The following is a 26895-nucleotide window of genomic DNA, read 5'->3' on the forward strand; positions in this document are numbered from 1 at the left end:
CACCCGCCGACCCGTTCGTGTTGGACACCGCGTCCGGAACTCCCATGTCGCCTTTCCTCACTGCTGAGGGCCGCGGTCCGCGGCCGGTCACGTGGTGGCCCTGCGGGCGCTCAGCTCCGCCACCACGTCCACGATCAGGTCCTCCTGGCCCGCGATGGCCTGCCGCCTGCCGAGTTCGAAGAACACGTCACGCGCGTCGACGCCGGCGCGGCTGGACAGCTCGACGACCCGGTGCTTGAACCCCGAGAACACCCCGGCCAGGCCGCTCACGATGGACATCGAGGCGGTCACCGGAGGCGCGGGCATGAGTTCGCGCTCCGCGAGGTCGGCGGCGTCGAGGAGCGCGTACAGGTCGATGCCGGTCGCGAACCCGCTGCGCTCCAGCACGGGGACGAGCACCTCGAGCTGGGTGTTGCCCGCCCCGGCGCCGAAGCCCCGCGCGCAACCGTCGATGATGCTGGCGCCGGCCTCCGCCGCGGCCACCGAGTTGGCGACGGCCATGCCGAGGTTGTCGTGGCCGTGGAAGATCACCGGCGTGTCGACGGCCTCCGCCATCGCGCCGATCCGCGCCGTGACGTCGGCGGGCAGGAAGTGGCCCGCCGAGTCCATGATCCCGACCGCCTGCGCGCCGTACCCGACGGCCTGCGCGGCGTGCTCGGCCAGCTCGCCGGGGGACGCCATGTGACTCATCATCAGCACGCAGTGCGCCTCGGCGCCGGCCTCCCGCAGGACGCCCAGGTGACGCTCGGCCAGCGACGTCTCGGTGGCGTGCACACCGATGCGCACCACGTCTGCACCGTGGCCGATCGCGCGCCGCAGGTCGTCGGAGGTGCCCCAGCCGGGCAGCATGAACACGCCCATCCGGCTGTGCCGCAGCGCCTCCCGGACCGTCGACAGCATCTCGTCGTCGCTCACCGCGGCCTGGCCGACCTGCAACGACGACGCGCCGAGGCCGTTGCCGTGGCCGACCTCCACGACCGGGATCCGCGCCGCGTCCGCCGCTTCCGCGTACCGGCGCAGGGCGGCCGCCCCGAGCTGGTGGCGGACGGCGTGCTGGCCGTCGCGCAGCGTCGGGTCGTGGATCACGACGTTCCTCATCGGGCCGCCTCCGTCCGGGCGGTCCGGCCCAGCCGGGCCGCGTGCTGCTCGGCGACCAGGATGGCGGCCGAGTTGATGATGTCGAGGTTGCCGGCGTACCGGGGCAGGACGTCGCTGTGCGCGGTGACCTGGAGGGCGACCGTCACCCGGTCGTCGACCACGGTGCAGGCGGTCACCGCGTAGCCGGGGGCGAACGAACGCACCTGCTCGGCCACCCCGTCGACCACCTCGCGCACCGCGGCGACGTCGGCGCCGGCAATCCGCGCGTGGACGGCCGTCCGGAAGGTCGCCGGCGGCACCGCCGGACTGATGTTGAGGATCGCCTTGACGTCGGGCACGCCGGAGAACGTCGTGATGGCGTGCCGGGTGGTCGCCACGTACTCGTCGAGGTTCAGCCGGGTGCCGCGGCCGGCGACGTCGCTGGCCACCGTCGAGACGACCTCGACGTAGCTCACCGGGAAGCGGGCCGCGAGCGCGTGCGCGACCGGGATGGACGCCTGACCGCCGCAGCTGATCAGGTTGATGTTGCGTCCGGTCGTCGCCTCCACCCCGGTCACGGTCGGCACCACCATCCGCCCCACCCTGCTGGGCGTCAGGTCGACCACCAGCGTGCCCAGTGGCTCCAGCAGCGACCAGTGCCGCAGGTGGGACGCCGCGTTGGTGGCGTCGAACACGACGTCGAACGCGTCCCCCGCCGCCAGCACGGCGTCGATCCCGTCGGCGGTGACGGGGTAGCCGAACCGCTCGGCGTGCCGCAGGCCCGCCGAGGCCGGGTTGCGCCCGGCCACCAGCCGGCAGTCCAACAGCGGAGAACGGTGGATCTTGCTGATCAGGTCCTGGCCGATCGCCCCGGTGCCGATGACGGCGACGGTGGCGGGCTCGACGACGCGGACATCGGCGTCGGTCACGTCCGCTGTGAGAGTCAAGGCGTGCCTCCAGGGCGCCGGAGCCGGCCGATCCGCGACCGCCGGGCGAGGGGTCGGCGGGTGCGGGTCGCGTGACTCGCGGTATCCGGGTCGTAGGTTCTCATGTACGTCGTCCTCACCATTCGATGTGCGCACCGCCCCGGTGGCGGCCCGACCGAACCCGGCGCCGGCACCGCAGGGGCCGGGTGCCCGGGGTCGGCGTCCGGACGTCGCCATCCAGCCGTGCCGGCCCCGGCCGCGGGTGTCCGTACGACACGCGCGACGCCCACGGCGAGGCGGCCGCCCTCGGGGCGTCGCGGTCGGTGGGTCGCCGCGCGGCGGGGGCACCGGGCGGATGTCGGGACACGTCGTGACCGGGAGTCGTTCGGCGGATTCCGGTCGGCCGGAATTGCCGCGCCGTCGAGCAACATTCGGACATATAGCTGGATCTCAGAAGTCTCGACGTAATAACCGAAGAAGCCCCCGTATAAATGCACGACAGTCAATTCGGCAGTTGCGCTCCCGTCAGCCGCAGCGCTCCGCCGGCATCGAAGCTATCAGATGGCCACGCCGAGTGGACCCGGCTGTTGCGTCACTCTCACGACAATCCACGCTGGAGTGTGAACGGTCACAGGAACCCCGACGGCCCACCGTGGCTCGGCCCCGGCCGGCCGGATCACGTCGCTTTGGCACACCTTCGGGCACGTTGCCCGTCAGGTCGATCCGGCGTCCTTCTCCCCCGACCCGCCCGCCCTCCGGCGGGTCGGGGGATCCGCCGCGCCGCGCCGCCGGCACTGCGCCGTCGACGCCGCCACGACCATTTGCGACTATCTTCCTCGGCTCCACCGTGCTGACATTTTCGGACGGTCCGGTCGAATTGTCGGCGACGGTGGACCGGCAGATCGAAAGGGGACGGAATGAATCGTCGGCCGCGCCACCGGCGAAGCTCGCTCGGCGACGGATGACGATCGCCGCCCCCCTGCCGACCCCGCCCGACCCGGAACCGGACGCGCCACCCGCCCCGAGAGGACACACCATGACGACCACCCGGCCCCCCGCACTGAACAGGTCGCCACTGGGCCGCGCGTACGCCGAGCACCTCGCCCGGAGCGCCTCGACGGACGACCCGACCGCCGCCGCCCGGGAGTCGGCCACCCTCGAGCCGTACCGGGACCGGCTCATGAGCGGCCCCGCCTTCCTCGGTGCGGCCGAGAGCCGGGCCGTCGCCCGGGACCTGCGCACCGTCTACGACCTGCTGCGCGCCCTGCCGGAGCGGGTGTTCGACGGCGACCTCACCGCGCTGGCGCAGGCCGTCGGCATGGATCCCCTCCAGACGGCGTTGATCACGCGCGGCGCCCGCGCCGGGTCGCTCGTCCCACTGGGCCGCGCCGACCTCTACCACGACGGCGCGGGCTTCCGCCTGCTCGAGTTCAACATCACCAGCGCGCTCGGCGGCTTCGAGAGCGCCGACATCAACCGGGCCATGCTGGCGTACCCGCCGCTGCGGGAGTTCGCGGACGAGCACCGGCTCCGGTACCGGGACACGCTGGGCTGCATCGTGCGGACCATGTACGCGGAGTGCGCCGCGATGATCCCCGCGGACCGGCCGCCCGTCGTCGCCGTGGTCGACACGATCGAGAACTTCCCGATCGTGGGTTCCCGGCTCGAGGTGCTCGCCGAGATGCTGGCCGGCTACGGGATCGAGGGCATCGGCTGCCACCTCGGCCAGTTCACGTACCCGCAGGGCCGGCCGACCGTGGCAGGCCGCGCCGTCGACGTCGTCCTGCGGTACTTCCTGCCCGAGGACCTGGCCGACCCGGCGGCGGCAGCCCAGGTGGAGCCGCTGCTGGTCGCCGCGGAGCAGGAGAAGGTCGGCCTGTTCAGCCGCCTGGACGCCGAGCTCTACGGCAACAAGGGCACCCTGGCCATGCTCTCCGACGACCGGCACCGGGGCCTGTTCGACGCCGACGAGCTGGCCTGCCTCGACCGGATCCTGCCGTGGACCCGGCACGTACGCCCGCGCGGCACCGACGCCGAGGGGGCCGAGGTCGACCTGCTCGCGTACGCCCGGGCCCGGCAGGACGAGCTGATCCTGAAGCCGACTCTGCTGCACGGCGGCAACGGAGTCCTCGCCGGCTGGACGGTGGGCGGGGACGAGTGGCAGGCCCGGCTCGACGCCGCGGTGGGCGGCCCGTTCGTGCTGCAACGCCGGGTTCAGCCCGCCGCCGAGCCGTTCCCCGACGGGGCCGGCGGCGTGCGGGACCTCTACCTCAACTGGGGGGTCTACCTGGCCGACCGCGACGTCGTCGACGAGGACGGGTACGCCGGCTGCCTTGTGCGCGGCAGCACCGACCCGGGCGTCGGGGTGGTCAGCATGGCCGACGGCGCGAAGGTCGGCTGCACCTTCCACGGCGGCTGAGCGCCCGTCGCCGACCGCGTGGGCGGGTGTCGGGGCCGGCGGTCAACCGGCGCGCCGCGCCCGTACCGCCTCCTGCCGGGCACCGGGTTCCGGTGCCCGGCAGGCGTCAGTGGGACACGCCGGCCGGAGCGGCCGGCACGGCCGGGCGCTCAACGCCCGCACGTGCCGGCCGGCGGGTCGAGGGCGCGCTCACGCACCCGCGCCGGACCGCACCCGGTCGATCCAGGCCTCGACATCGTCGGCGGTACGCGGCATGGCCGACGACAGGTTCTCGTGACCGTCCTCGGTGACCAGCACGTTGTCCTCGATACGGACGCCGATGCCGCGGAACTCCTCCGGCGCCAGCAGGTCGTCCGCCTTGAAGTACAGGCCGGGCTCGACGGTGAGGATCATGCCCGGCTTCAGCTCGCCGTCCATGTAGTCCTGACGCAGCAGCATCTGGCAGTCGTGCACGTCCATGCCGAGGTGGTGGGACGTGCCGTGGACCATCCAACGGCGGTGCCAGCCACCGCGCTCGCGGTCCAGGGTCTGCTCCAGGGTCACCCCCTCCGGCAGCAGCCCCCACTCGTACAGCCGCCGGGCGATGACCACGTTCGCGGCGGCGTGGATGTCGCTGAACTTGTTGCCCGGCTTCACCGCCGCCAGGCCGGCCTCCTGCGCCTCCAGGACCGCCTCGTAGATCTTGCGCTGCACGTCGGTGAAGCGACCGGTCACCGGGAGGGTGCGCGTGATGTCGGCGGTGTAGAGGGAGTCGACCTCGACACCGGCGTCCACCAGGATCAGGTCACCCTCGCGGACCGGCCCGGTGTTCTTCGTCCAGTGGATGGTGTTGGCGTGGTCGCCGGACGCACAGATGGTCTCGTAGCCGATCCCGTTGCCGTCGTGGCGGGCGTACAGGCCGAAGAGGCCCTCGACCCACCGCTCGCCGCGCTCCTTGCCGACGGCCTCGCGCAGCCCGGCGATGATCGCCTCGAAGCCCCGGTGGGTGGCGGCGATCGCCTTGCGCATCTCGCCCACCTCCCACTCGTCCTTGCACAGTCGCATCCCCGAGAGGTGGCGGGCCAGTTCCTCGTCCGCCTCGTGCTGCTGCGTCACCGACGCGGACGTCGCCGCCTGGGCCCGGGTCTCGTCGACGAGCCGGGCGAGCTCGCCGTCGGCCCCCCGCACGACGCGCACCACGGTCGCACCGGCGTCCTTGGCCAGGACGTCCGGAAGCGAGTCGATGTGCCGGGTGGCGAGACCCAGCCGCTGCTCGAGCTCGCCCATCGTCGGGCGGGGGCCGACCCAGAACTCACCGAACCGGGAGTCCGCAAAGAACTCCTCGCTGTCGCGCGGGGCGAGCGGCCGGAAGAACAGGATCGCCTCGTGGCCCTCGGGCTTCGGGTCCATCACCAGGACGCTGTCGGGCTCGGTGTCGAACCCGAGACCGGTCAGCCAGGCGAAGGCCGTGTGCGGGCGGAACGTGTAGTCCGTGTCGTTGCTGCGCACCTTGAGGCCACCGGCGGGGATGATCAGACGCTCGCCCGGGAACCGCCGCGACAAGGCCGCCCGGCGGCGGGCAGCGTGGTCGGCGACCTCCGCCCGCGGGACAGGTACTGAATCCGGAGTGGCCCAACCGGAGGCGATGAAAGCGCGGAATGCGTCGCTCGTGGGGGTGTTGCGGTGGCTGGCTTTCACCTGCTCGTCGCTTGTCATGGTCGATATCCTGCCATGTGCTCCGGAGTACCGGCAAAGCCGCGAGGACCTCCGTTGTCCGCGCATTTTCCGCCTGGAGACCGCTGGCGGGACGACTTACGCCACCGGTCGTCCAGACCGGACGCCTCGGGCGACGTGGCGAGGTTGGCGACGCGCGACCGTGACGCCCGTCCGTGCGGCTGCGGAATGCATCTCGTCCAGTCAGGTGCCACCAGCCGGCAGCCCATTTCATCCAGCGCTCAGGAGAAGCAGTATTCCGCGTATCCGATCCAGGGCCGGAGACCGACACGGTATTCGGTGACCCGGCCGTCGGTACCGGTACGGAAATGCAGTCCGAGCGTGTTGTCGGCCCGGGATCCGCCGGGCGCCACCTCCACGGACGGCCCGCTGCCGGGGGCCACGGGATCACCGAGGACGACCACCGCCTCACCGAACTCGCGACGGATCTCGTCGATGCTGCTGCCCACCCCGACGTCACCGTACGTGCGGTGTTCGGCGGTTCTCACCATGAAGGCCAACACCAGGGTCTCGTCGTCGATGGTGACGCCCAGGCCGGCCCGGTTGTCCCAGGCCACGCTGCAGATGTCGGTCATCGGCCGGGGCGAGAGGTCGAGACCCGTGTCCCGTTCCACGGCGCCCGAAGAGACCCCACCGGCCTGGTGCGGGCCGAATCCGCGCTCGGTCACCAGCGGGCGCGACCGGTCGGAATCCCGATCCGGCTCCTGCTGCCGAGGGCGGGCCGAGGGGGTGGTGTCGCCCCCGAGTCCGCCCTTCTCCCCTTCCGGGTCATTCGGCGCCGCACAGGCGAGTACGCCGGCCAGCGCAACGACGAGGAAAACCGGCAGGCGCAATTGCATCGTTCTTCTCGATCCATCCTCGGAGGGCCGCCGGATGGGCGGCGCGGCCGGAACGTTAAGGGCCCGCCAGCACGCTGTCAATTGCCCCCCGGGTAACGCCACGGTCACGCAAAGGCATATTTGCAGGTAGTTTCAAAGTGGCATTTCCGGGCCCGGAAACCAGGGACACCAACTCCGGAGAACCGGACAGGATCGGCTGGCCGAAAGCGCGGAGACGGACATGATTCAGAACCTCACACCGGCTCGGACCGTCCGGCCGCCGGGTCGCGATCGGGGCAGCCACGGCCATGCCCGGTGCTGCCCTGCCGGGGCGTGCGCTCGGCCGAGCGCCGCCGAGGGACGCGGCCCCGGGCGTACGTGGTGATGGCCGCCGCTCCCGACCGGATCTTCGGCGCCCGCTGCCCACCGTGGCGGGCGCTTTCGGATTGCTCGCCGGGGCGGGACCAAACATCCCCGTGTTCGTCTCGGCCCACGACCACTCCCCCACTCCAACGGGCCGGCGAACTCGAGCGCCCCGGCCAAGCTGCCGGCGCCCTCGACCGGGCCCCGACGCGCCCCGGCGGCCCGGGTGGTTCGCGGTCGTCACCGCAGCGCGTGCGCCGCGGAAGCGGGCATCGACGTCCGTGGCGGCGACACGTATCGGAGGGTTTCACCGAAAAGCCACAATCGATCGACGTCTTGACATCCGTCGTAACATTTTCGAAGCCGCTCGATCGGCCTCCGAGGCGCGCTTGCGAACGCCGCCGTTTCCGCTTTGTTTGATCCGACCGTCCGAAGCGGTCGCCAACTCACGGAAAGCGAAGTGTCCATGCAATTGTCTGCGTTGAGTTCTGCGGTGAAGACAGCTGTCGGCCGTGATTCGCGTCGTCGGGGCAGGCGGATCGCCGTCGTGGCCGCGCTCGGTGTGGCACTCGTGGGCGGGGCGGGCGCCGGCGCCGCAGCCGTCGCACCGGCGCCGGAGCCGGCCGGGGCGACCGTCGGCGTCCAGACCGTACGGCAGGGCAGCGTCACGGTCGACGGCGCGACCCTGCGCTACACCACCACCGGGAGCGGCACGCCGCTGGTGCTGCTGCACGGGTGGCCGCAGACGTCGTGGGCGTGGCACCAGGTGCTGCCCGCCCTCGCCCAGCAGCACACCGTGATCACGTTCGACCTGCCGGGCCTGGGCGCCTCCGCCGCCGCGACCGGCGGCTACGACAAGGCCACCACGGCGCGACGGATCCGGCAGGCGGTCAACCAGCTCGGCTTCACCCAGGTGGCCCTGATCGGTCACGACCTCGGCGCCATGGTCGCCTACAACTACGCCCGCGACTTCCCCACCGAGGTCACCCGGATCGGCGTCGTCGAAAGCCCGCTGCCGGGATTCGGGTTGGAGGACTTCTACGGGGTCAGCTGGCACTTCCTCTTCAACGCCTCGTCCGCGCCGATCCCGGAACGCATCATGGACAACGAGGACGTCCCCACCTATCTGGGAATGCTCTTCGACCGCGCGCAGCATCCGGAGGCGATCGACCGTAGCGTCTACTACCGCGCGTATTCCGACCCCGCCAGGCGGACGGCGGGATACGAGTACTACCGGGCGCTCAAGGCCGACGCCGCCGACAACCAGGCCCAGGCGCAGGCGAAGCGCCTGACCATTCCGGTGATGGCCATGGGCGCCCAGTCCGTCTTCGGGCCGGCCGTCGCCGCCTCCTACCAACAGGTGGCCAGCGACGTCCGCACCGTTGTGGCCCCCGACACCGGCCACTGGATCCCCGAGGAGAACCCGACCTTCTTCAGCGCCTGCGCGCTGCTCTTCTTCGGACCCTCCACCGGCACTCCCTCCAGCCCCGAACTCACCGGCTGCGCCCCCTGACCGGAGCCCGTTGCGCACGCGCCGTGCCACGGCGAGGACGACCGCCGTCGACCCGGGCCGGCAGTGGCGACGCTGCGGTCGACCCGGCCGTCCTCGCCGTGGCGTCGGTGTGCGAGGGGCCTGGTACGGCAGCCGCCGTTCGGGATCATGGCTGAGGTTCGAGGTTCAGAGCTGATCGTCGATGAGACCGGCTTCCTGAAGAAGGGGATCAAGTCCGCCGGCGTGCAGCGCCAGTACTCCGGCACTGCCGGGCGGACGGAGAACTGCCAGCTCGGGGTGTTCCTGGCCTACGCGAGCCCGGCGGGGCGCACGCTGATCGACCGGGAGTTGTATCTCCCCCGCGGCTGGTGCGACGACGCTGCTCGCCGTGAGGAAGCCGGCATCGCTCGCAGCGTCGGGTTCGCCACGAAACCCGTGCTGGGCCTGCGGATGCTTCAACGTGCCATCGAGGCGGGACTGCCCGCGAGGTGGGTCACCGCGGACGAGGCATACGGGCAGGACTCAGAGTTCCGGGCGTGGCTGCAGCAACAGTGCATCGGCTACGTCCTCGCAGTGCCCCGCAACCAGCGGATCCCGACCGTGACGGGCAGTTCCCGCCCGGACGTTCTCGCCGCCGCCGCGCCGGCCCTGGCATGGAAGCGCCGCAGCTGCGGCGACGGCGCCAAGGGACCACGGCTCTACGACTGGGCCGTGGCCTCCCTGCCCGGCACCATCGAAGGACACGGCCACTGGCTGCTGATCCGCCGCAGCACCACCAACCCGGCAGACCTGGCCTACTACCTGTGCTTCGGCCCCGCCGACACCGACGACGAGACCCTGATCCGGGTCGCCGGGACCCGTTGGGCGATCGAGGAGTGCTTCCAGACCGCGAAGACCGAGGTCGGTCTCGACCACTACCAGGTCCGCCGATACGACGCCTGGTACCGGCACATAACTCTCGTTCTGTGCGCCCACGCCTACCTCGCCGTCACCGCCGCGCAGGCCAAAAAAGGGGCGCTGAATCCGATGACGGCCTCATTCCTTTCACCCTCGGCGAGGTCCGACGTCTGCTGGCACACCTGATCACCGCCGCCCGACCGTTCGATCACATCCATCGATGGTCACGATGGCGACGCCGACACCAGTACCGCGCCAGAACAGCCCACTACCAGCGAAGACACCGACTCCACCAGGTGCGGCTGGAGTACTAGCTGTCGGCGTAGACGAGGTCCATCGAGTCGGTGCGCCCCGACCAGCGCAGTTCGAGGCGCCAGCAGCCGGCCTGCGGAATGTCCACGATCGACGGGCCCGGCCCGCCGGCGACCTCCCGGGTCACCCGGGTTCCGGTGCCGTCCAGGGTCGCGGTGATCCTCAGGGCCTGCGGGGCGGTGGCGCCGGAGGGCGTCGCGCCGGGGCGGGCGACCCAGAGGATCTTGTTGGTCGGCCTGCCCTTCCTGGCCTGCGCCAGCGGGTGCCCGAACAGCACCGCGACGATCTCGCCGCGCGCGCCCAGGACGTGCGGCATCCGGGTGCTCCCGCTGAACCCGCCGTCCGCCCAGTCGGGCAGCGGCCCCGTCTCGACCCGGGAGCCGCAGCTGGCGGTGGGACCCGACGCCGCGCTCGCCGCCGCCGTGGCGGCAGGAGAGGCGGCCTGCGGGGCCGGCCGCCCCGCTGTCGTGCAGCCGGCCAAAAGGACCACCGCCCCCAGCAACACCCTGCGCCCTGGACCCATCTCACGCCTCCCGATCACCTGCTCGTGCATTTCCACTGTCAGGACACCGGCCGGCTCCCCCGGGTTCCCGACCCGGGTCCTCCGGGCGGTCGGCCCCCCGGGCGCACCGGCACGCGCCGCATCTGGTGGTGTCGCGGATCTGGTGATCCGGTGGAGGGCGGCTTGTCCGCCAGCCACAGCCGCCACCGCACCCACGCCACGAGCAGATCGCTATCTGAGCGACGTACCACTAGGGTCTGTGTCGAAGTCGCCGGGCGGTGCTTAGCTGGTGTGCGTTCGGCGTGTCTAGCTCCTGGCCTTCGCGGTTCGAGGAACCAGGAGCCGAGTATCGAAGTGCTTGACGGTGGATATGGTCCGTCGGTGCCCGATGCGATCTTTGCCCACCCTCTCCTCGCACGCGTCTACGACGCTTTCGACGGAGAACGCGATGACCTGGCCGTCTACGTTGCGATCGCTGACGAGTTGACCGCGCGCCGTGTGGTTGACATCGGTTGCGGGACGAAATGCCTGGCGCTTCAGCTTGCTGGTCGCGGCCACACAGTCGTGGGCGTCGATCCGGCCGATGCGTCTCTCGATGTCGCTAAGCTTAAAGACGGGGCGGAGAGGGTCCGGTGGATCCACGGCGACGCCTCGGCGCTGCCCGCGCTCGACGCCGACCTAGCGACGATGACCGGGAACGTGGCCCAAGTCTTCCTCACCGACAAGCCATGATCAAGCCTCGGCGGACGGCATTCGCCACAGCCACTCGTTGATAGCGGCGAGGTGGATGGTGGCCTCGTAGCGGACGGCCAGCTTGTCGAAGCGCATGGCTACGGCTCGGTTGCGTTTGAGGCGGTTAATACCGCACTCCACCGCGTGACGTTGCTGGTAGATGCCCCTGTCGAAGGCCGGTGGCCGGCCACCCTTGGATCCCTTGGCCCTCCGGTGGGCGTCCTGGTCGGCCTTGCTCGGGATCATCGCGGCGATGCCACGTCGCCGCAGGTACTGCCGGTTGGCCTTGGACGTGTACGCCTTGTCGGCCAGGACCCGGTCCGGGCGGGTCCTGGGGCGGCCGGTGACCAGGCGAGGAACGCGGATAGCGTCCAGAACCGGGATGAACTGCGGGCTGTCGCCGCGATGTCCGGCGGTCAGTACGATCGCGAGGGGTTTCTGGCCTTGTTCGCAGCCCAGATGCAGGTTCGTGGTCAACCCGCCCCGCGACCGCCCGAGCGCGTGATCAGCAGGCTCGACACTGACCCCACCAGGCGGCTCGGCCTGCAGATCCCCCTTTTCCGCGCCCCGGCCGCATGCTGATGAGCCCGAGCGCTGGTGGAGTCGACACTGACGTCCCAGGTTATCCGCCCGGCCGCGTCGGCCAGGGCCTGCAACGCGGTCAGCACCTGCTTCCAGGTCCCGTCGCGCTGCCAGCGCCGGAACAGGGCATACACCGCCGACCAGGAGCCATACTGCGGCGGCACATCACGCCACGGAGCGCCCACCCGGATCCGCCACCGCATTCCATCGATCAACTACCGCCTACTCCATGACGACGGTCGACCCGGCCGCTTTGGCGCCGGCAGCAACGGCTCCAGCACCGTCCGCTGCCCGTCAGTCAGGTCGAACCGCTTCGTCACCGCTAGGGTGTCCACAAGGTCTGGTTCCAGGTTCTGCTTGGCAGCTGAACCATCTACCGGAGACCTCGCGTTTTCGATCTCCGACACGCCGAACGGTCACCAGCTCAAGCACCGCCCGGCGACTTCGACACAGACCCTAGTCCTCCCCGCGCCAGGAACGGGCTGTCCGAAAATGGGTTCGGGCTTGGCTCAGTAGAGCCGGGGCGGTACACGCCGCCGCGAAGCCGATGAAGAAGCTGGCTGCGAACCACGGGTCGGTGGGCGCGTCCTCCTCGACGGTCTGGCCGGCTCTACCGAAGAAGTACGACGCCGCGACCACGAAGGCAACGACGCAGGCAAGCCCCACCAGCGTGAAGAGGGCCCCTCGCACCGACTCCCGCCGAGCCCGCGCCGCCGGGGTGAGTGCCGGTGCACCGCTGCGCCGCTCCCGCTCCATCTCCAGGACCAGCCGAGCTTCTTCGGGCGAGAGCCCGAGCCGCGCGAGCAGCCGACGCTGCGGTAGCACCAGGATGGTTCCGATCAGCACGCCGGTCGCCGGGCCGATCCCGGTCAGGGCTACGGAGTCGGTCAGCACGGCGAACACGACCAGACCGGCGATCGCCGTGACGGTGATCAGAAGGGACAGTCGAAGGCGTCGGTGGGAACGGATCAGTTGGTCGAGCTCGACGGGGCGGAGTGTACGCACGAACCTGCCCTTCGATCGACGGCGCGAGAGTTCCCGCAAGCGTAGCCGTGGGCACCTAGTGACAAGTTGGCAGTCCGCTACGAAGCCACCATCCACCTCGCCGCCATCAACGAATGGCTGTGACCGACTTCGACACAGGCCCTAGCCCAGCGACCTGGCGATCTCGATCGCCTCGGGCCTGGTGAGGTCACCCTCGAGCCGGTAGCTCACGCCGGCCTCCTGCCAGATCAGGGTCGAGGCGGCCAGTCGCGCGGTCTCCCTCCGGACGGTGCCTTCGCGATCCACGTAGGACACGGCGTGGGGGGCGCCGATCCAGACGGCGAAGTCACCGTTGACCCGGACCCACGTGGCTCCCGGCGCGCTGGCCTCCTTGTGGAAGGCCAGGTCGAGGCGGCCGTCGAAGGCGTCGACGCGCAGCGTGCCGCCGCGGTAGAGCAGCGTCGCCACCCGGCAGAAGCCCGCGCCGTCCGGGTCGGCGACCAGCACCTGCTCGGGCGGGCCCAGCCTGGTCGGCGTGCGGATGGGGAAGCGCACCCTCCGCTGCGCCTCGACCACGGTGGCGGGTCGCTGCGACGGCAGTGCCGACGCGGCGCCGGTGGGAAGCGCCGGATCGGGCGTCGTGGCGATCGTGATCCCGGCGAAGCGCAGCAGCCCGGCGGCGGCGTCGGCGAGGGCGGCGCGTCCCGGCGGCAGCACCGCCACGGCCGCGGCGGTCAGCGCTGCGGCGAGGAGGTAGCGCCACCGGCGTGGCCTCGGCGCGGGTGCGGCGAGCCGTGCGCGTACCCGGGCGGCCACGTCGGGCGGGTCGGGCGTCTCCAGCCAGGCGGAGAGATCACGCAGCTCGCGTTCGAGGTCATCCACGGCGCACCTCCGCGACGTCGAGCAGGCCGCGGAGCTTCGCCAGTGCGCGGGAGGTCCGTGACTTCACCGTGCCGCGCGGCCAGCCCAGCATGGTCACCGTCTCGTCCTCGGTGAGGTCGAGGAAGAACCGGCACACGATCACCTCGCGGTCCTTCACCGGCAGCAGGCGCAGGGCCCGCACCAGCGCGGCCCGGCGTTCCCCGGCGAGGACGGTCTCGACGGCGGCGTCCGCGCCGATCTCCGAAGGCGGGTTCGCCACGGCCGCGCGCAGGACGAGTCCGTCGCGCCGGCTGCGCGACCGGTGCAGGTTGCGGGTCTCGTTGGCCACGATCGCCAACAGCCACGACCGGAACGACGACTCCCCCCGGTAGCGGGAGATCTGGCGGTGGCCCTTCACGAACGCCTCCTGGATGACGTCCTCCGCGTCCGGACCCGCGCCGAGCAGCACCGCCGTCCGGTGTGCGGAGGCGGTGTGCCGGGCGACCAGGAGCTCGTACGCCTCCAGGTCGCCCGCCCGGGCGCGGGTGATGAGATCTTCGTCGTTCAGGGATACCTCCGGTGGGGACACCTTCATGACACCGCCCGCGCCCTGCGGGTTCCACGGCGCGCGGGGCCGTCGCGCCCGGTGGACATCCTCCCGCCGGCCGGCGCCCGGGGCGGACCTCCGCCTGCCATGTAGCAAACCTTCTTGACGATTCATCGATGCGTAGCTAAGTTTCAGCGCATCCGGACTGAGAGGTCGTCGTCAATGAAGGCCCGACTCGTTACCGCTTCCGTCCTGGTTGCCATCCTGTCGACCACGCTCGCGCCGCTGCCCGTCCGGGCCTCCGCCGCGCCCGCGCGCCCGCCCGCCGGTGAACACGGCTGGGTCACCTCCACGTTGCGGCACATGAGCCTGGCGCAGAAGGTCGGCCAACTCTTCGCCACCTACGTCTACGGCGCTGACGCCACCGGGCCCACCGCCGCCGACCGCGCCGCCAACCGCGCGGCGTTCGGCGTCGAGACGCCGGCCGAGGTCGTCGACCAGTTCCACCTCGGCGGCGTCTGCTACTTCTCGTGGTCGCACAACCTGGACAGCCCCCGCCAGATCGCCACCCTCTCCAACGGGTTGCAGCGGGCCGCCGTCGGCGACGGCACGAAGGGGCGGGTGCCCCTGCTCATCTCCACCGACCAGGAGCAGGGCGTGGTGCTGCGCATGCCCGCCCCCGCCGCGCAGTTCCCCGGGTCGATGGCCCTGGGTGCGGGGCGGTCGGCCCGGGCCGCGCACGAGGCCGCGGAGATCACCGGGCGCGAGCTGCGCGCGGTCGGCATCCATCAGCCGTACGCGCCGATCGCCGACGTCAACGTCGACCCCGGCAACCCCGTGATCGGCGTACGGTCCTTCGGCGCCGACCCCACCCTGGTGGCCGGGCTGACCGCCGCCCAGGTCGCCGGGTTCCAGGACGGCGCGGGCGTCACCGCGGTGGCGAAGCACTTCCCCGGCCACGGCGACACGGCCACCGACAGCCACACCGATCTTCCGGTCATCGACCACAGCCGGCAGGAGTGGGACCGGATCGACGCGCCACCGTTCCGCCGGGCGATCAGCGCGGGCGTCGAATCGATCATGACGGCGCACATCGTGGTGCCCGCGCTCGACCCCTCCGGCGACCCGGCGACGTTGTCCCCGACGATCCTCACCGGCGTGCTGCGCGGCGAGCTCGGTTTCCGGGGAGTCATCGTCACCGACGCGCTGAACATGGCCGGCGTGCGGCGCAAGTACGGCGACGAGCGGGTGCCCGTGCTCGCGCTCAAGGCCGGCGCCGACCAGCTCCTGATGCCGCCGGACCTGCGGCTGGCCCGGGACGCGGTGCTGCGGGCCGTCGCCACCGGCGAGCTGACCGAGCGGCGCATCGACGAGTCGGTCCGGCGCATCCTCGCCATGAAGTACCGGCAGGGCCTGGCCCGGTCGCCGCTGGTCGACGTCGAGCAGGCCGTACGCACGGTCGGGGCGCCCGCGCACCTCGCCGCTGTGGCGCGGGTCACCGACCCGACCCTCACCGCGGTCCGCAACGACGCGGGGCTGCTGCCGCTGGGCCCCGGCAAACGGTCGGTGCTGGTCACCGGCTGGAACAGCGCCGCCTTCGCACCGGTCGAGACGGTCGCCGACGGGTTCACCGCCCGCGGCGCCCGGGCCACCGCCCGGCCCGCCACCCTGCCGTCCGATCAGGCGATCGCCACGACGGCCGCCCTGGCGGCAGAGCACGATCTCACCGTCGTACTGACCAACAAGGCGTGGGACACCACCGTCACCGATCCCCGCGGCACCCAGCGGCGGCTCGTCGCCGCGCTGCTCGCCACCGGGAAGCCCGTGGTGGTGGTGGCGGTCCGGGATCCCTACGACGTCGCGTACCTGCCGGGCGTGACCACCTACCTGGCGACCTACTCGTACACCCGGGCGGCGATGGACGCCCTCGTCCGCGCGCTGCACGGCGAGTTGTCCCCCCGGGGCCGGCTTCCCGTCACGATCCCCACGGCCGAGGGCGCGGGCACCGTGCTCTACCCCTACGGCCACGGCATGAGCTGGTAGGAGGCAACCCACCATGTCGTCGCTGCGTCGGCACCGCCCGTCCGCGCTCCGTCCCCTCGCGCTCGGCCTGGCCGTGGCCGTCCTGGGCGCGGCCCTTCCGGCCACCGGCGCCGGGGCCGCGCCGCCGCCGGCCGACTCGGCGCCGCCGGTCGTCACCCCCGCCGACATCCACTTCCGACACGACACGCTGCGGCCCGGCCACGCCCACGAGGCCGGGCTGCTCCCCGAACACGTGGACCGCCTGCCCGCCGACCTGGCGGCGTACCTCGATCCGACACCGGATCACCCCGGCCATCCCACGTACGCGGGCGCCGTGGTCCTGGCGGCCAAGGACGGCGTGGTCGTGCAGCACGCCGCGGTGGGTTCCGCGGTGAAGTACGCCGCCGTCGGCCCGCCGCCCGGGCTGGTCGGGGTGGAACTCCCCGCCGACCAGCAGATCCCGATGCGGCCCGACACCATCTTCGACCTGGCCTCGGTGTCGAAGCTGTTCACCGCCATCGTGACCATGCAGCAGGTCGAGCGGGGATTGGTGGACCTCGACGCGCCGGTCGCCCGGTACCTCCCGGAGTTCGCGGCCGGCGGCAAGGAGGCGGTCACCGTACGGATGCTGCTCACCCACACCTCGGGTCTGCCCGCCTTCACGCCCCTGTGGAGCAGGTACCCGACGCCGGCGGAGCGGTTCGCCGCCGCGCTCGCCACGCCGCTCGCGCCCGGGGCGCGGCCCGGTACCCGCTACGTGTACTCCGACCTCGGGCTGATCGCGCTCGGCGTGCTGGTGGAACGGGTGACCGGCCGGCCGTTGGCCGCGCTGGTCTCGGACGGCGTCACCGTGCCGCTGGGCATGACCGACACCGGCTACAACCCGGGGCCGGAGCGGCGCTCGCGGATCGCCGCGACCGAGTACCAGCCGTACGCCGGACGGGGCATGGTCTGGGGTGAGGTGCACGACGAGAACGCGTGGTCGCTCGGCGGCGTGGCCGGGCACGCGGGGGTGTTCTCCACCGCGGCGGACCTGGCGGTGCTCTGCCAGTCACTGCTCAACGGCGGCGAGTACGGCGGGCGGCGGATCCTGCGCCCCGACACGGTGCGCGCGATGCTGGTCAACCAGAACGCCCCGCTGGAGCAGGCCTACCCGGAGAGCGATCGCGGGCTGGGCTTCGAGCTCGACAAGCACTGGTACATGATGGGGCTCTCCTCCCCCGTGGCGTTCGGGCACACCGGTTTCACCGGGACGTCGATCGTCGTCGACCCGCTCTCCCACTCGTTCGTCGTCCTGCTCAGCAACCGGGTGCACCCCGACCGCGGCTGGGGCGGCAACAACGTCGCCCGGCGCGCCGTCGCGCGCGATCTCGCCGAGGCGATGCCGGTGCGACCCCGGTCCCGCGAGGCCTGGCGGGCCGACCCGCGCGATGCCGCGACGGTCACCCTCACCGCCCCGCTGCGGCGGGCCGCGCGGGGCGGCGCAGCGAGCTTCCTGCTCTGGTACGACACCGAGCCCCGCTACGACAGCGCCCGGTTCGAGGTCTCCACCGACGGGGGTTCGACCTGGGCGCCAGGACGGATGCTGCTGCGCCACGCCGACAGGCGGTGGACCAGTGACGGCACGGTCACCGGCTACGGCGGCCGGGTCTGGTGGCAGGTCTCGGTCGAGTTGCCCGACGGGGCCACCCACCTGCGCTTCAGCAGCGCCACCGACGCTTCCAGCCAGGGGCGGGGCGTCTACGTCGACCGGATCGTGGCGGCGGACGGGGACGGTCTCCTCTTCCAGGGCGAGAGCGGCGACGCCGCCCGGCTCGTTCCCGCCGGCTGGTCGCCTGCCCGCACCTGACCGGTCCACAGGGTCTGCCCGGGGCTGCCGCCGTCGGGCGGCAGGGCACGGGGGCGTCGCCGGGTGCCCGGATCGCCGTCGGCGCGTGCGGAGGTGTGACGATTCACCGGCCGTGACGCGGGCCCCGGTCGCGCGTGCCCGCCTGACTCAGGCCGAACGCGCCCGGCGCAGCGTGACCGGTGGACCGAACCGGACCGGGACGCCCGGGGAGTACAGCACGCTGGCCGGCGCTCCGACCGGCGACGGCAGCCCGGCGGCTCCGACCAGCTCGTCGTCCAGGTGCAACAGCTCCGCGCGGTGCAGCGGCCAGCGGGGATGCCAGTTCGGCAGGTGCAGCGTCCGCCCGTACGCCCGGGTGTGCAGCCCCCACCGCGCGGTGACGAAGTGCTCCAGCGGGGTCGGCTCGGCGATGGGCTCCCCCACCCGCACCACCATCCGGCTCGTCGCACCGGCCGGGCCGGGCCAGCGGCGCCGGCACCGGTAGGTGTAGCGGTCGCCGTCGCGCTCCAGCCGCATCGCCGACCACAGGTACGGCAGTCGCAGGGTCGCCCGGGCGACCAGCACCGGGACCAGCCGCGACGCGTCGAGGGAACGGAACACCACGGCACGCCGGCCGGTGTCGTCGACCGAGTAGAGCCGGACGTTGGTCTCCCAGAAGCTGCCGAAGTACGGCACCCCCGGCCCCCGGCCGAGGCCCAGCCCCACCATCCGGAAGCCGATCAGCCCGACGTAGCTGACCCCGTCGAGCGTGTCGGGACGCGTTCCCGCGGGCAACAGCGGCGCGACGCGCTCCGGCGCGACCGCCCAGTGCAGGAACGTGAGATCGTCCCAGCGTTGCCGCAGGAACGCCCGTGGGAACGCCTGCTCGGGTGCGGCGTCGACCGGCTCGATGTCCACGTGCCCTAGCCCGACGACACGCCCGACGGCCGAGGGTGCGCGGCGGCGAGCTCGTCGCTCGTGCGCTCCTTCGGGACCACGACGTCGGCCGTGCTCCAGGAGCGCCACAGCCGGCTGTACCCGCCCCCGGCCGCCAGCAACTGGCCGTGCGTGCCGTGTTCGACGACGCGCCCGTGCTCCAGGACGACGATGCGGTCCGCCGTGGCCGCCTGGCTGAGGCGGTGGGCGACGATCAGCGTGGTGCGGCCCTCGGTGGCCGCCGCGGCGGCGCGGTCGAGGTCACGCGCGCCGGCGCTGCCGGCCTCCGCGGTGGCCTCGTCGAGCACCGCGACGGCGGGGTCGGCGAGGACGAGGCGGGCCAGGGCGAGCTGCTGGGCCTGGGCGGCGGTGAGGTGCCGCCCGCCCTCCCCCACGCTCGTGTCCAGGCCGTCGGGCAGGGCGCGGAGCCAGGCCGTGACGCCGACGAGGTCGAGGGCGGCGGTCAGCTCGGCGTCGGTGGCGTCCGGGTTGGCCAGGCGCAGGTCGTCGCCGAGGGTCCCGGCGAAGACGTGCACCTCCTGGCTGATCAGGGCGATGTCACGCCGGACGCGGTGCTCGCCCAGTTCCGCCAGCGGCACCCCGCGCAGGCGGACCGAGCCGCGGGTGGGCGCGATGATTCCGGCGGCGATGCCGGCGAGCGTGCTCTTGCCCGCTCCGCTCGCGCCGACGAGGGCGACGCGTTCCCCCGGCGCGAGCCCCAGGGCGATGTCCTGCAGCACGACGGGTCCGTCGTCGTAGCAGTGCCGGGCGACGACCACCTCCAGCGCGGCGGGCCCGGTGCGGCCCGGACCGGCCGTCCCCGGCCGGCCGTGACCGGCGGGTCCGGAGCCGTCGGGCGGAGCGGAGTCCGGCAGTGCGGTGACGCCGACGAGCCGGGCGAGGCTCGCCCCGGCCTGCAACACCGAGTCCGACTGGAGCAGCAGCAGGCCGATCGGGTTGAAGAGGCGGTGAAAGTAGAGCGCGGCGGTGGTCGCCGCTCCCACGGTCGCCAGGTCGTCGCGCACCAGCAGGAAGCCGGCGAGCAGTACGGCGGCGAGCCCGACGAACTCCGACCGGTTGATCCGCAGCCCGAACCGGGTGTGCAGGTTGAAGATCTCCAACGACAGGTCGCGGGCCAGGGCGGAGCGGTCGGCGATCCGACCGACGTGTGCGTCCTCCATCCGGTAGGCGCGCACGGTGGCCGCGCCGCGCAGTGCCCCGGCCATGGCCTGGGCCCGCTCGCCGGTCGCCACCCGCTCGCGCGCGTAGTACGGCACCGATCGCCTCAGGTACCAGTACAGCGCCAACGCGTAGGCGGGGGCGGCGGCCAGCCCGGCGAGGCCGAGCCGCCAGTCGAGGGCGAAGAGCCCTGCCGCGGTCAGCACGATGGACAGCAGCGCGCCGAGGAAGGCGGGCCCGCTGGTGGCGATCACGTTCGTCACCACGGCGACGTCGTCGCCGGCGCGTGCCACCAGGTCCCCGGTCCCGGCTCGCTCCAGCGTGGCCGACGGGAGGTGCAGGGCACGGTCGAGGACCCGCTCCCGCAGCCGCGCCAGCACGGTCTCGCCGAGGCGTGCGGCGATCGCGGCCCCGACTGCGGTGAGCAGGCCGGCGAACACCGCGGCGCCCGCGATCACACCCGCCCACGCCACGATCCGTGGCGTGTCGGACCCGGCGATGACGTCGTCGACGAGGCGGCCGAGCACCCACGGGGCGACGAGCCCGGTGGCCGCGGCGGCGACCAGCAGCGTGCCGGCGGCGGCGCTGAGCCCGGGCAGCCGGGCGAACTCGGCCCGCAGGGCGGCCCAGGTCTGCCGGGTGGTGGCTGTCGGCAGCAGTTGCCTGGCTCCGACGCCGGCCATGGTCGATTCGTCGGTCACCGCAGGACCTCCTCCCGGTAGCGGGCGTCGCTGGCGAGCAGCTGCTCGTGCGGGCCCTCCGCGACGACCCGCCCACGGTCGAGCACGGCCACCCGGTGCGTGATCCGCAGCAGGACCGGGCTGTTGGTGATGAGCACGGTGCCGCGGTCCGCCGCGGTGCGGGCGGCGGCCAACCCCTCGGCGAGCTGCGCCTCGGTCACCGCGTCGACCGCCGTGGTGGGGTTGTGCAGCACCAGCACCGGCGGGTCGGCGACGAGGGCCCGGGCCAGCCCGATCCGCTGGCGCTGCCCGCCGGACAGGTTCGCCCCCCGCTCGGTGAGCAGGCGGTCGACCCCGTGCGGGTGCGCGGCGAGCACGTCCTCGGCCGCCGCGGCACGCACCGCGGCACGCAGGACCGCCTCGTCGACGTCGGCGCCGGCGGCGAGGTTGGCGCGCAGCGTCCCTTCGAACAACGCCACGTCGTGCTGCTCGACCAGGAGGGTGCTGCGCGCGGCGTCGACGTGCAACTCCTCGGCGGGCACCCCGTCGACGTACACCGTGCCCCGGTAGTCCTCCCGGGGCACGCGGCCGGACAGCAGCGCGACCAGCGCCTCGGCCTCGCTCGGGTCGTAGGCGAGCACGCCGAGGATCTCGCCGGCGTCGACCCGCAGGGACACTCCGTCGAGCCCGGTGTACCCGATCGTGTCGAGGGCGAGCCGCGACGGGCCCGGGGCGGGCGGCCCCGCGTCACCCGGGCGGGTGAGCGGCGCGGCGCCGAGCACCCGGGCGACCCGCCCGGCGGAGGCGCGAGCCATGGCGAACAGCTGTACGCAGTATCCGAGGGTCTGCACGGGCTCGGCGATGAACTGGGCCAGCCCGACGACGGCGACGAGTTCGCCGATGGTGAGCCGGCCCTGCAGCGCGAGCCAGCCGGCGACGCCGGCGACCGCCGCGAGGAAGAGGCCGTTCACCGTGGTGGTGAGCCCGTGGTGCAGGCCCTTGGTGGTGGCGGCGCGCAGGGTGACCTCGAGGGCGTGACGGCTGGCGACCGCGTACCGGCGTGCGGCGTGGTCCTGGGCGCCGAGGCCGCGCAGCACGCGCAGGCCCGTGACGAGGTCCACGGCGAGCGCGGTCGTGGCGGCGAGGGCCTCCTGCTGCGACGCGCTGCGCCGGCTGAGCAGCGGCGCCATCCGCTGCAGCGCGACGACCACCAGCGGCACCCCGAGGAGCACCCCGAGCCCGAGCGGGACGTCGACGACGAGCAACGCGACGGCCGCGACCACGATGGCGGTGACCGCGGCGGCGCAGAGCCCGGCGACCCGCACGACGAGCGCGGACAACTCGGCGTCGGAGGCGGTGACGGACAGCAGCTCGCCGTCGCGCATGCCCGAGCGGTTCCCGCGCGGGTCGAGGGCGCTCCGGGCGATCTCGACCCGCACGAGGTGGGCCTCCTGCTCCACGGCGGCGTACGCCTGGCGGGCGCCGGTTCGGTAGGCGAAGGCGAGGACGGTGAAGAGGGCGGCGAGACCCGCGAGGGAGAGCAGCAGCGCCCGCAGGTCCCCCGTGGCGACCGCGCGGTCGATGATCACGCCGATGGCGACCGGGACGAGGGCCTCGGCGGCCTGGTGGGTGCAGAGCAGCGCGATGCCGGCCACCACGCGACCGCGCTGGCGGCGCAGGGCGTGGCGCAGCACCGTCGCGCCGCTGATCTCGTCGACTGCCATGAGTGTCAGGACCCGGCGCGCTGGCCGAGGGCGTCGGCCCAGGTGGGGGTCACGGCCCGCCCGGTGTCGGAGACGGCCTGGACGAACGTGGATGTGTACACGAGATGCGCCCTCCCAGCGATCAGGGGCCAGGTTAGCCTCACCTAATACCGGCGACGAACGGGGGCTCGACGGCGCGTCAGTCGCCGACGGCGACGCCGAGTTCCGGGCGGGTCGTGACGTGATGGCGGCCGATCGGCAGCATCAGCGGCTTCTCCGACGTCGGATCGATGATGACCTGGCTTTCGAGGCCGAACACGGCGCGGACGCACTCCTGCGTCAAAACCTGCGCCGGCTCGCCAGCGGCATACAGCTTCCCGGCGGCCAGCGCGATGAGGTGGTCCGCGTACCGGGCGGCGAGGTTCAGGTCGTGCAGCACCATGACGATCGTCGTTCCGCGCGTCAGGTTGAGGTCGGTGAGCAGGTCCAGGACCTCGACCTGGTGGCTGACGTCGAGGAACGTCGTCGGTTCGTCGAGCAGCAACAGGTCCGTCTGCTGGGCCAGGGCCATCGCGATCCACACCCGCTGCCGCTGGCCGCCGGAGAGCTCGTCGACCGAGCGGTCGGCGAGGTCCGCCGTCTGGGTCGCGTCCAGGGCCGCCGCCACGGCGGCGTCGTCCTCCCTGCTCCAGCGGGAGAGCACGCGCTGATGCGGGTTGCGGCCACGACCGACGAGGTCGGCCACGGTGATCCCCTCGGGCGCCGTCGGTGACTGCGGAAGCAGGCCGAGGGTACGGGCCAGTTGCTTGGCCGGCAGCCGGTGCACCTGCTTGCCGTCGAGCAGGACGTGGCCGGCGCGGGGAGCCAACAGGCGCGACATCGACCGCAGCAGGGTCGACTTGCCGCACGCGTTGGCGCCGACGATCGCCGTGATCTTCCCGGGCGGCACGACGAGGTCGAGCGAGGAGATGACGACGCGGTCGGCGTAGCCGAGCGTCAGCCTCTCGACCGTGAGCGTGTGGGTGGTGGTCACAGCGAGCCTCCAGCGCGGTTCGTACGGATGAGCAGGTAGATGAGGTAGGGGGCGCCGAGCACGCCGGTGACGACACCGACGGGGAAGCGCGTGTCGAAGGCGAACTGGCCGGCGAAGTCCGCGACGAGCACCAGCAGGGCGCCGACGAGGGCGGACGGCAGCAGCAGCGAGCCGGCCGGACCGATGATCCGGGCGGCGATCGGCCCGGAGAGGAAAGCGACGAAGGCGATCGGCCCGGTCGCCGCGGTGGCGAAGGCGATGAGACCGACGGCCGCGACGATGACCAGGATCCGGGTGCGCTCGAGGCGGACCCCGAGCGCCGCCGCGGTGTCGTCGCCCAGCTGCATCATGGATAGGTTGCGGGCCTGGCCCAGCAGCACCGGCGCCAGGACGGCCACGGCGGCGGCCACCGGTACGGTCTCCGCCCAGGTGGCGCCGTTGAGGCTGCCGGTCAGCCAGCGCATCGCCTCCTGCAGGTCCCACTCGGCGGCCTGGGTCAGGACGTACGCGGTGATGCTGTCGAGCATCGCGGCGATGCCGATGCCGATCAGGACGAGGCGGGTGCCGGCGACACCGTCCTTGAACGACAGTGTGTAGACGACCAGCGCCACCGCGAGCCCGACGACGATCGCGAAGGCCGACACCCCCGCCTCCCCGAGGTGCAGCGTCACGATCGCGAAGGCCGCCGCGGCGCTCGCTCCGGAGCTGATGCCGATGATGTCGGGGCTGGCGAGCGGGTTGCGCAGCATCGTCTGGAAGGTGACGCCGCCGAGCCCGAAGCAGGCCCCCGCCAGGATCGCGAGGACCGCCCGGGGCAGGCGGAGCGTGCCCACCGTGAAGGAGGCCCCGGGGACGTCCTCGCCGGCGATCACCGCCAGGACGTCCGCGGGCGGGTAGAAGGTGCGCCCGGCCATCAGCGAGACGGCGAACGCCGCGACGACGAGGACGGCGAGGACGATGAGCACCCCGCGCCGACGGTGCGTACGGCGGATCCGGCCGCGGGTGACGGCCTCGAGAGTCGTGGTGCTCACAGCTCGCGTACCTTCTGCCGGCGGACGATGTAGATGAAGAACGGGGCGCCGATCAGGGCCGTCACGATGCCCACGTCGATCTCCGCCGGGCGGGCCACCATCCGGCCGACGACGTCCGCGGCGGTCAGCAACGACGCGCCGAGCAGCGCGGAGAACGGCAGCAACCACCGGTGGTCCAGCCCGACCAGCAGGCGGCACACGTGCGGGACGACCAGGCCGACGAACCCGATGGGCCCGGCGACCGCCGTGGCGGCGCCGCACAGCAGGACGGCACCCAGCGCCGCGACGGCACGCACCACCGCGACGCGCTCGCCGAGCCCCGCCGCGAGCTCGTCACCGAGCGCGAGCGAGTTCAGGGCCCGGGCCGACAGGATGCAGATCACGAAACCCACGGCGAGGAACGGCAGGGCCTGCCGGATGCTGTCGTAGGTCGCGCCGCCGACCCCGCCGATCTGCCACGAACGGAAGCCGCCGGCCACGTCGTTGCGCGGCAGCACGAAGGCGCTGATCAGCGACGCGAGCGCGGCGGACGTGGCGGCGCCGGCGAGCGCGAGCTTGAGTGGGGTCGCGCCGCCGCGTCCCAGCGAGCCGACGGCGTACACGAAGACAGCCGCGAGGCCGGCGCCGAGGATCGCCGCCCACAGGTAGCCGGTCGGCGAGGAGAGGCCGAACGTGACCATCGCGGTGACCACGGCGAGCGACGCCCCCATGTTCACGCCCAGGATGCCGGGGTCGGCCAGCGGGTTGCGGGTCACGCCCTGCATGACTCCCCCGGCCAGGCCGAGCGCCGCGCCGACGGTCACGGCGAGCAGGGTCCGCGGGATCCGTTTGGTGACGGCGGCCTGTTCCATGGTCCCGTCGAGGCCCTGGAACGCGGCGAGGATGTCGGACCAGCCGACGTTGCGGGAGCCCAGCGCGACCGACGCGAGCATGAGCGCCAGCAGCGCCACGGTCGTGACGAGGAACCACAGCAGGCGTACCCGTGCCGGACGCCGCAGCACGGCGGCGTCCGGCAGGGCGCGCGAGTCGAGCGCGGTCATGACACCCGGTCGGCAGCCTTGGCGAGCATCGCGACGTAGTCGTCCAGCACGAACGGGATGGCAAGCGGGGTGGGGTTCGCCGCGGTGCCCAGCGGCGTGGCGCCGGAGAGCATGACCACCGAGCCGCGCCTGATCGCGGGGATCTTCGACAGCAGCGGGTCGGCCTGCGCGGCGGCGAGCAGCTTCTCGTCGCCGTAGGCGACGATGACGTCCACGTCGTCGAAGACCTGGATCTGCTCGGCGCTCTGGTTCAGGGTGAACTTGTCGGTGCCGGCGGAGAGCTTGGCGATGCCGCCCGGGACCTTCATCCCGAGGTCACCGAAGAACTGGGCCCGGGTGTCGTGCGACGTGTAGAAGCCGATCTTGCTGAGGTCGGTCGGGTCGACGTGCGTCATGAACATGGCCGACTTGCCCGCCAGCTGCGGGTACTTCGCGGCGGCCTCGGCCATCCGCTTCTCGAAGTCGGCGATCAGCGCGTCGCCCTCCTTCGCCAGGCCGAGGGCCTGGCTCTCCAGCTTGATGGTGTCGCGCCAGGCGGTGGCCCAGGGCGCCTTGGGGTAGGCGACAACCGGGGCGATCTTGCTCAGGGTGTCGTAGTCCTGCTGGGTCAGGCCCGAGTACGCGGCGAGGATGACGTCGGGTTTGGTGTCCGCGACCGCCTCGAAGTTGATGCCGTCGTTCTCGTCGAACAGCACCGGTGTTGTCCCGCCGAGCGACTTGAGCTTCTCGGCGACCCACGGCAGGACGCCGTCGTTGTCGTCGTCGCCGAAGTTGGCCTTGGCCATCCCGACGGGAACGACGCCGAGAGCCAGCGGAACCTCGTGGTTCGCCCAGGCCACCGTCGCGACCCGCTTCGGCTTCTCCTTGATCGTCGTCGTACCGAGCGCGTGCGTGATCGTGACCGGGAACGCCGCGGAGCTGCCGTCGGTGGAGGCGTCCTCGGCCTTCGACGACCCGCCGCAGGCGGCGAGCGTCAAAGTGGCGGCCAGGGCGACGACCCCGGTGAGGAAGCGGTTTGCGCGCATAGAACTACACCTCGATGCTGGTAAGGAAAGGCTAACCTAACACAGGCTCCGGGGCGGTCTTGATCTACTGCGGTGTCGCCGTGAGCGGCCCCCGCATGCCGTTCCACCTGCGGTTACGGAGGCGGCACGGTCCGTGCCGCGCCCCGCGACCGGCAGGGGTGGCAGTTCGGCCTGACCCAGGTCAGGCTAACCT

At 72.6% G+C, this 26895-nt stretch carries 20 protein-coding genes and 2 pseudogenes; 6 read left to right on the plus strand and 16 right to left on the minus strand.

Annotation, left to right across the window (positions count from 1 at the left end; all coding sequences use genetic code 11):
• Positions 1 to 87: 87 nt before the first annotated feature.
• Both dmpG and AB0G13_RS13830 read right to left on the minus strand, forming a co-directional pair.
• The gene (dmpG, locus tag AB0G13_RS13825; protein ID WP_357873445.1) at positions 88 to 1098 is read right to left on the minus strand and encodes a 4-hydroxy-2-oxovalerate aldolase; all 1011 of its coding nucleotides are present in this window, start codon (positions 1096 to 1098) and stop codon (positions 88 to 90) included.
• Positions 1095 to 2024: an acetaldehyde dehydrogenase (acetylating) gene (locus tag AB0G13_RS13830; RefSeq protein WP_357873448.1), complete on the minus strand. Its 930-nt coding sequence runs from the start codon at positions 2022 to 2024 to the stop codon at positions 1095 to 1097. Before AB0G13_RS13830 ends, dmpG begins: the two co-directional genes overlap by 4 nt.
• A 1015-nt stretch (positions 2025 to 3039) precedes the next feature.
• On the opposite strand from AB0G13_RS13830, the gene AB0G13_RS13835 reads away from it, so the two are divergent.
• Positions 3040 to 4422 carry a hypothetical protein gene (locus AB0G13_RS13835; protein WP_357873451.1) on the plus strand — a complete coding sequence of 461 codons (1383 nt, stop codon included), beginning with the start codon at positions 3040 to 3042 and terminating at the stop codon, positions 4420 to 4422.
• Between the two features lie 189 nt (positions 4423 to 4611).
• Here the strand turns inward: AB0G13_RS13835 and AB0G13_RS13840 are convergent, their stop codons facing one another.
• Entirely contained in the window at positions 4612 to 6117 is a 1506-nt protein-coding gene (locus AB0G13_RS13840) for an aminopeptidase P family protein (protein ID WP_357873454.1), read from the minus strand.
• A gap of 239 nt (positions 6118 to 6356) precedes the next feature.
• The gene (locus AB0G13_RS13845) at positions 6357 to 6974 is read right to left on the minus strand and encodes a hypothetical protein (RefSeq protein WP_357873457.1); all 618 of its coding nucleotides are present in this window, start codon (positions 6972 to 6974) and stop codon (positions 6357 to 6359) included.
• Between the two features lie 889 nt (positions 6975 to 7863).
• Between AB0G13_RS13845 and AB0G13_RS13850 the strand changes: the two genes are divergently transcribed.
• Both AB0G13_RS13850 and AB0G13_RS13855 read left to right on the plus strand, forming a co-directional pair.
• Positions 7864 to 8829, plus strand: a complete 966-nt coding sequence (locus AB0G13_RS13850; protein ID WP_357873460.1) for an alpha/beta hydrolase — start codon at positions 7864 to 7866, stop codon at positions 8827 to 8829.
• A gap of 171 nt (positions 8830 to 9000) precedes the next feature.
• Positions 9001 to 9891: pseudogene (locus tag AB0G13_RS13855) on the plus strand (IS701 family transposase); the annotation flags it as partial.
• Between the two features lie 124 nt (positions 9892 to 10015).
• On the opposite strand, the gene AB0G13_RS13860 reads toward AB0G13_RS13855, so the two are convergent.
• Positions 10016 to 10333, minus strand: a complete 318-nt coding sequence (locus tag AB0G13_RS13860; protein ID WP_357873463.1) for a hypothetical protein — start codon at positions 10331 to 10333, stop codon at positions 10016 to 10018.
• 567 nt (positions 10334 to 10900) lie between these two features.
• Here AB0G13_RS13860 and AB0G13_RS13865 point away from each other — a divergent pair.
• Entirely contained in the window at positions 10901 to 11251 is a 351-nt protein-coding gene (locus AB0G13_RS13865) for a methyltransferase domain-containing protein (protein ID WP_357873466.1), read from the plus strand.
• Here AB0G13_RS13865 and AB0G13_RS13870 read toward each other — a convergent pair.
• From AB0G13_RS13870 to AB0G13_RS13885, 4 genes and pseudogenes are all read right to left on the minus strand, one after another.
• Positions 11252 to 12168: pseudogene (locus AB0G13_RS13870) on the minus strand (IS5 family transposase).
• Positions 12169 to 12289: 121 nt separating this feature from the next.
• Positions 12290 to 12877, minus strand: coding sequence for a hypothetical protein (locus AB0G13_RS13875; protein WP_357873467.1), 588 nt, complete (start codon positions 12875 to 12877; stop codon positions 12290 to 12292).
• 102 nt (positions 12878 to 12979) lie between these two features.
• Positions 12980 to 13699 (minus strand): hypothetical protein, encoded by a 720-nt coding sequence (locus AB0G13_RS13880; protein ID WP_357873470.1) that lies wholly within the window; start codon positions 13697 to 13699, stop codon positions 12980 to 12982.
• Positions 13692 to 14273: an RNA polymerase sigma factor gene (locus AB0G13_RS13885; protein ID WP_357873472.1), complete on the minus strand. Its 582-nt coding sequence runs from the start codon at positions 14271 to 14273 to the stop codon at positions 13692 to 13694. The genes AB0G13_RS13880 and AB0G13_RS13885 overlap by 8 nt, the downstream gene beginning before the upstream one ends.
• A gap of 174 nt (positions 14274 to 14447) precedes the next feature.
• Here AB0G13_RS13885 and AB0G13_RS13890 point away from each other — a divergent pair, with 174 nt between their 5' ends.
• The gene (locus AB0G13_RS13890; RefSeq protein ID WP_357873475.1) at positions 14448 to 16268 is read left to right on the plus strand and encodes a glycoside hydrolase family 3 protein; all 1821 of its coding nucleotides are present in this window, start codon (positions 14448 to 14450) and stop codon (positions 16266 to 16268) included.
• Between the two features lie 13 nt (positions 16269 to 16281).
• Positions 16282 to 18096 carry a serine hydrolase gene (locus tag AB0G13_RS13895; protein ID WP_357873477.1) on the plus strand — a complete coding sequence of 605 codons (1815 nt, stop codon included), beginning with the start codon at positions 16282 to 16284 and terminating at the stop codon, positions 18094 to 18096.
• A gap of 147 nt (positions 18097 to 18243) precedes the next feature.
• On the opposite strand, the gene AB0G13_RS13900 is transcribed toward AB0G13_RS13895, so the two are convergent.
• The 7 genes from AB0G13_RS13900 to AB0G13_RS13930 all read right to left on the minus strand — a co-directional run bounded on the left by AB0G13_RS13900 (position 18244) and on the right by AB0G13_RS13930 (position 26702).
• Complete coding sequence (locus tag AB0G13_RS13900) at positions 18244 to 18993, minus strand: DUF2071 domain-containing protein (protein WP_357873479.1); 750 nt, start codon at positions 18991 to 18993, stop codon at positions 18244 to 18246.
• 5 nt (positions 18994 to 18998) lie between these two features.
• Complete coding sequence (locus tag AB0G13_RS13905; RefSeq protein WP_357873514.1) at positions 18999 to 20873, minus strand: ABC transporter ATP-binding protein; 1875 nt, start codon at positions 20871 to 20873, stop codon at positions 18999 to 19001.
• Positions 20874 to 20887: 14 nt separating this feature from the next.
• The gene (locus AB0G13_RS13910; protein ID WP_357873481.1) at positions 20888 to 22594 is read right to left on the minus strand and encodes an ABC transporter ATP-binding protein; all 1707 of its coding nucleotides are present in this window, start codon (positions 22592 to 22594) and stop codon (positions 20888 to 20890) included.
• Between the two features lie 178 nt (positions 22595 to 22772).
• On the minus strand, positions 22773 to 23606 hold the full coding sequence (locus AB0G13_RS13915; RefSeq protein ID WP_357873483.1) for an ABC transporter ATP-binding protein: 834 nt from the start codon (positions 23604 to 23606) through the stop codon (positions 22773 to 22775).
• The gene (locus tag AB0G13_RS13920) at positions 23603 to 24637 is read right to left on the minus strand and encodes an iron chelate uptake ABC transporter family permease subunit (RefSeq protein WP_357873487.1); all 1035 of its coding nucleotides are present in this window, start codon (positions 24635 to 24637) and stop codon (positions 23603 to 23605) included. The genes AB0G13_RS13915 and AB0G13_RS13920 overlap by 4 nt, the downstream gene beginning before the upstream one ends.
• A complete protein-coding gene (locus AB0G13_RS13925) occupies positions 24634 to 25677 on the minus strand; it encodes an iron ABC transporter permease (RefSeq protein WP_357873490.1) in 1044 nt (347 codons plus the stop codon). Before AB0G13_RS13925 ends, AB0G13_RS13920 begins: the two co-directional genes overlap by 4 nt.
• The gene (locus tag AB0G13_RS13930) at positions 25674 to 26702 is read right to left on the minus strand and encodes an iron-siderophore ABC transporter substrate-binding protein (RefSeq protein WP_357873493.1); all 1029 of its coding nucleotides are present in this window, start codon (positions 26700 to 26702) and stop codon (positions 25674 to 25676) included. The genes AB0G13_RS13925 and AB0G13_RS13930 overlap by 4 nt, the downstream gene beginning before the upstream one ends.
• Positions 26703 to 26895: the final 193 nt, after the last annotated feature.

The organism is Micromonospora sp. NPDC023633, assembly GCF_040640035.1.
In the GTDB taxonomy this organism is placed as follows: Bacteria; Actinomycetota; Actinomycetes; order Mycobacteriales; family Micromonosporaceae; genus Micromonospora.

Bases quoted from the DNA above. Each gene is read 5' to 3' on its own strand.
- AB0G13_RS13840 (WP_357873454.1), bottom strand. From the start codon at position 6,117: ATGACAAGCGACGAGCAGGTGAAAGCCAGCCACCGCAACACCCCCACG.
- AB0G13_RS13835 (WP_357873451.1), top strand. From the start codon at position 3,040: ATGACGACCACCCGGCCCCCCGCACTGAACAGGTCGCCACTGGGCCGC.
- AB0G13_RS13860 (WP_357873463.1), bottom strand. From the start codon at position 10,333: ATGCCGCACGTCCTGGGCGCGCGCGGCGAGATCGTCGCGGTGCTGTTC.
- AB0G13_RS13890 (WP_357873475.1), top strand. From the start codon at position 14,448: ATGAAGGCCCGACTCGTTACCGCTTCCGTCCTGGTTGCCATCCTGTCG.
- AB0G13_RS13925 (WP_357873490.1), bottom strand. From the start codon at position 25,677: ATGACCGCGCTCGACTCGCGCGCCCTGCCGGACGCCGCCGTGCTGCGG.
- AB0G13_RS13910 (WP_357873481.1), bottom strand. From the start codon at position 22,594: ATGGCAGTCGACGAGATCAGCGGCGCGACGGTGCTGCGCCACGCCCTG.
- AB0G13_RS13895 (WP_357873477.1), top strand. From the start codon at position 16,282: ATGTCGTCGCTGCGTCGGCACCGCCCGTCCGCGCTCCGTCCCCTCGCG.
- AB0G13_RS13905 (WP_357873514.1), bottom strand. From the start codon at position 20,873: ATGGCCGGCGTCGGAGCCAGGCAACTGCTGCCGACAGCCACCACCCGG.
- dmpG (WP_357873445.1), bottom strand. From the start codon at position 1,098: ATGAGGAACGTCGTGATCCACGACCCGACGCTGCGCGACGGCCAGCAC.
- AB0G13_RS13930 (WP_357873493.1), bottom strand. From the start codon at position 26,702: ATGCGCGCAAACCGCTTCCTCACCGGGGTCGTCGCCCTGGCCGCCACT.
- AB0G13_RS13885 (WP_357873472.1), bottom strand. From the start codon at position 14,273: ATGAAGGTGTCCCCACCGGAGGTATCCCTGAACGACGAAGATCTCATC.
- AB0G13_RS13845 (WP_357873457.1), bottom strand. From the start codon at position 6,974: ATGCAATTGCGCCTGCCGGTTTTCCTCGTCGTTGCGCTGGCCGGCGTA.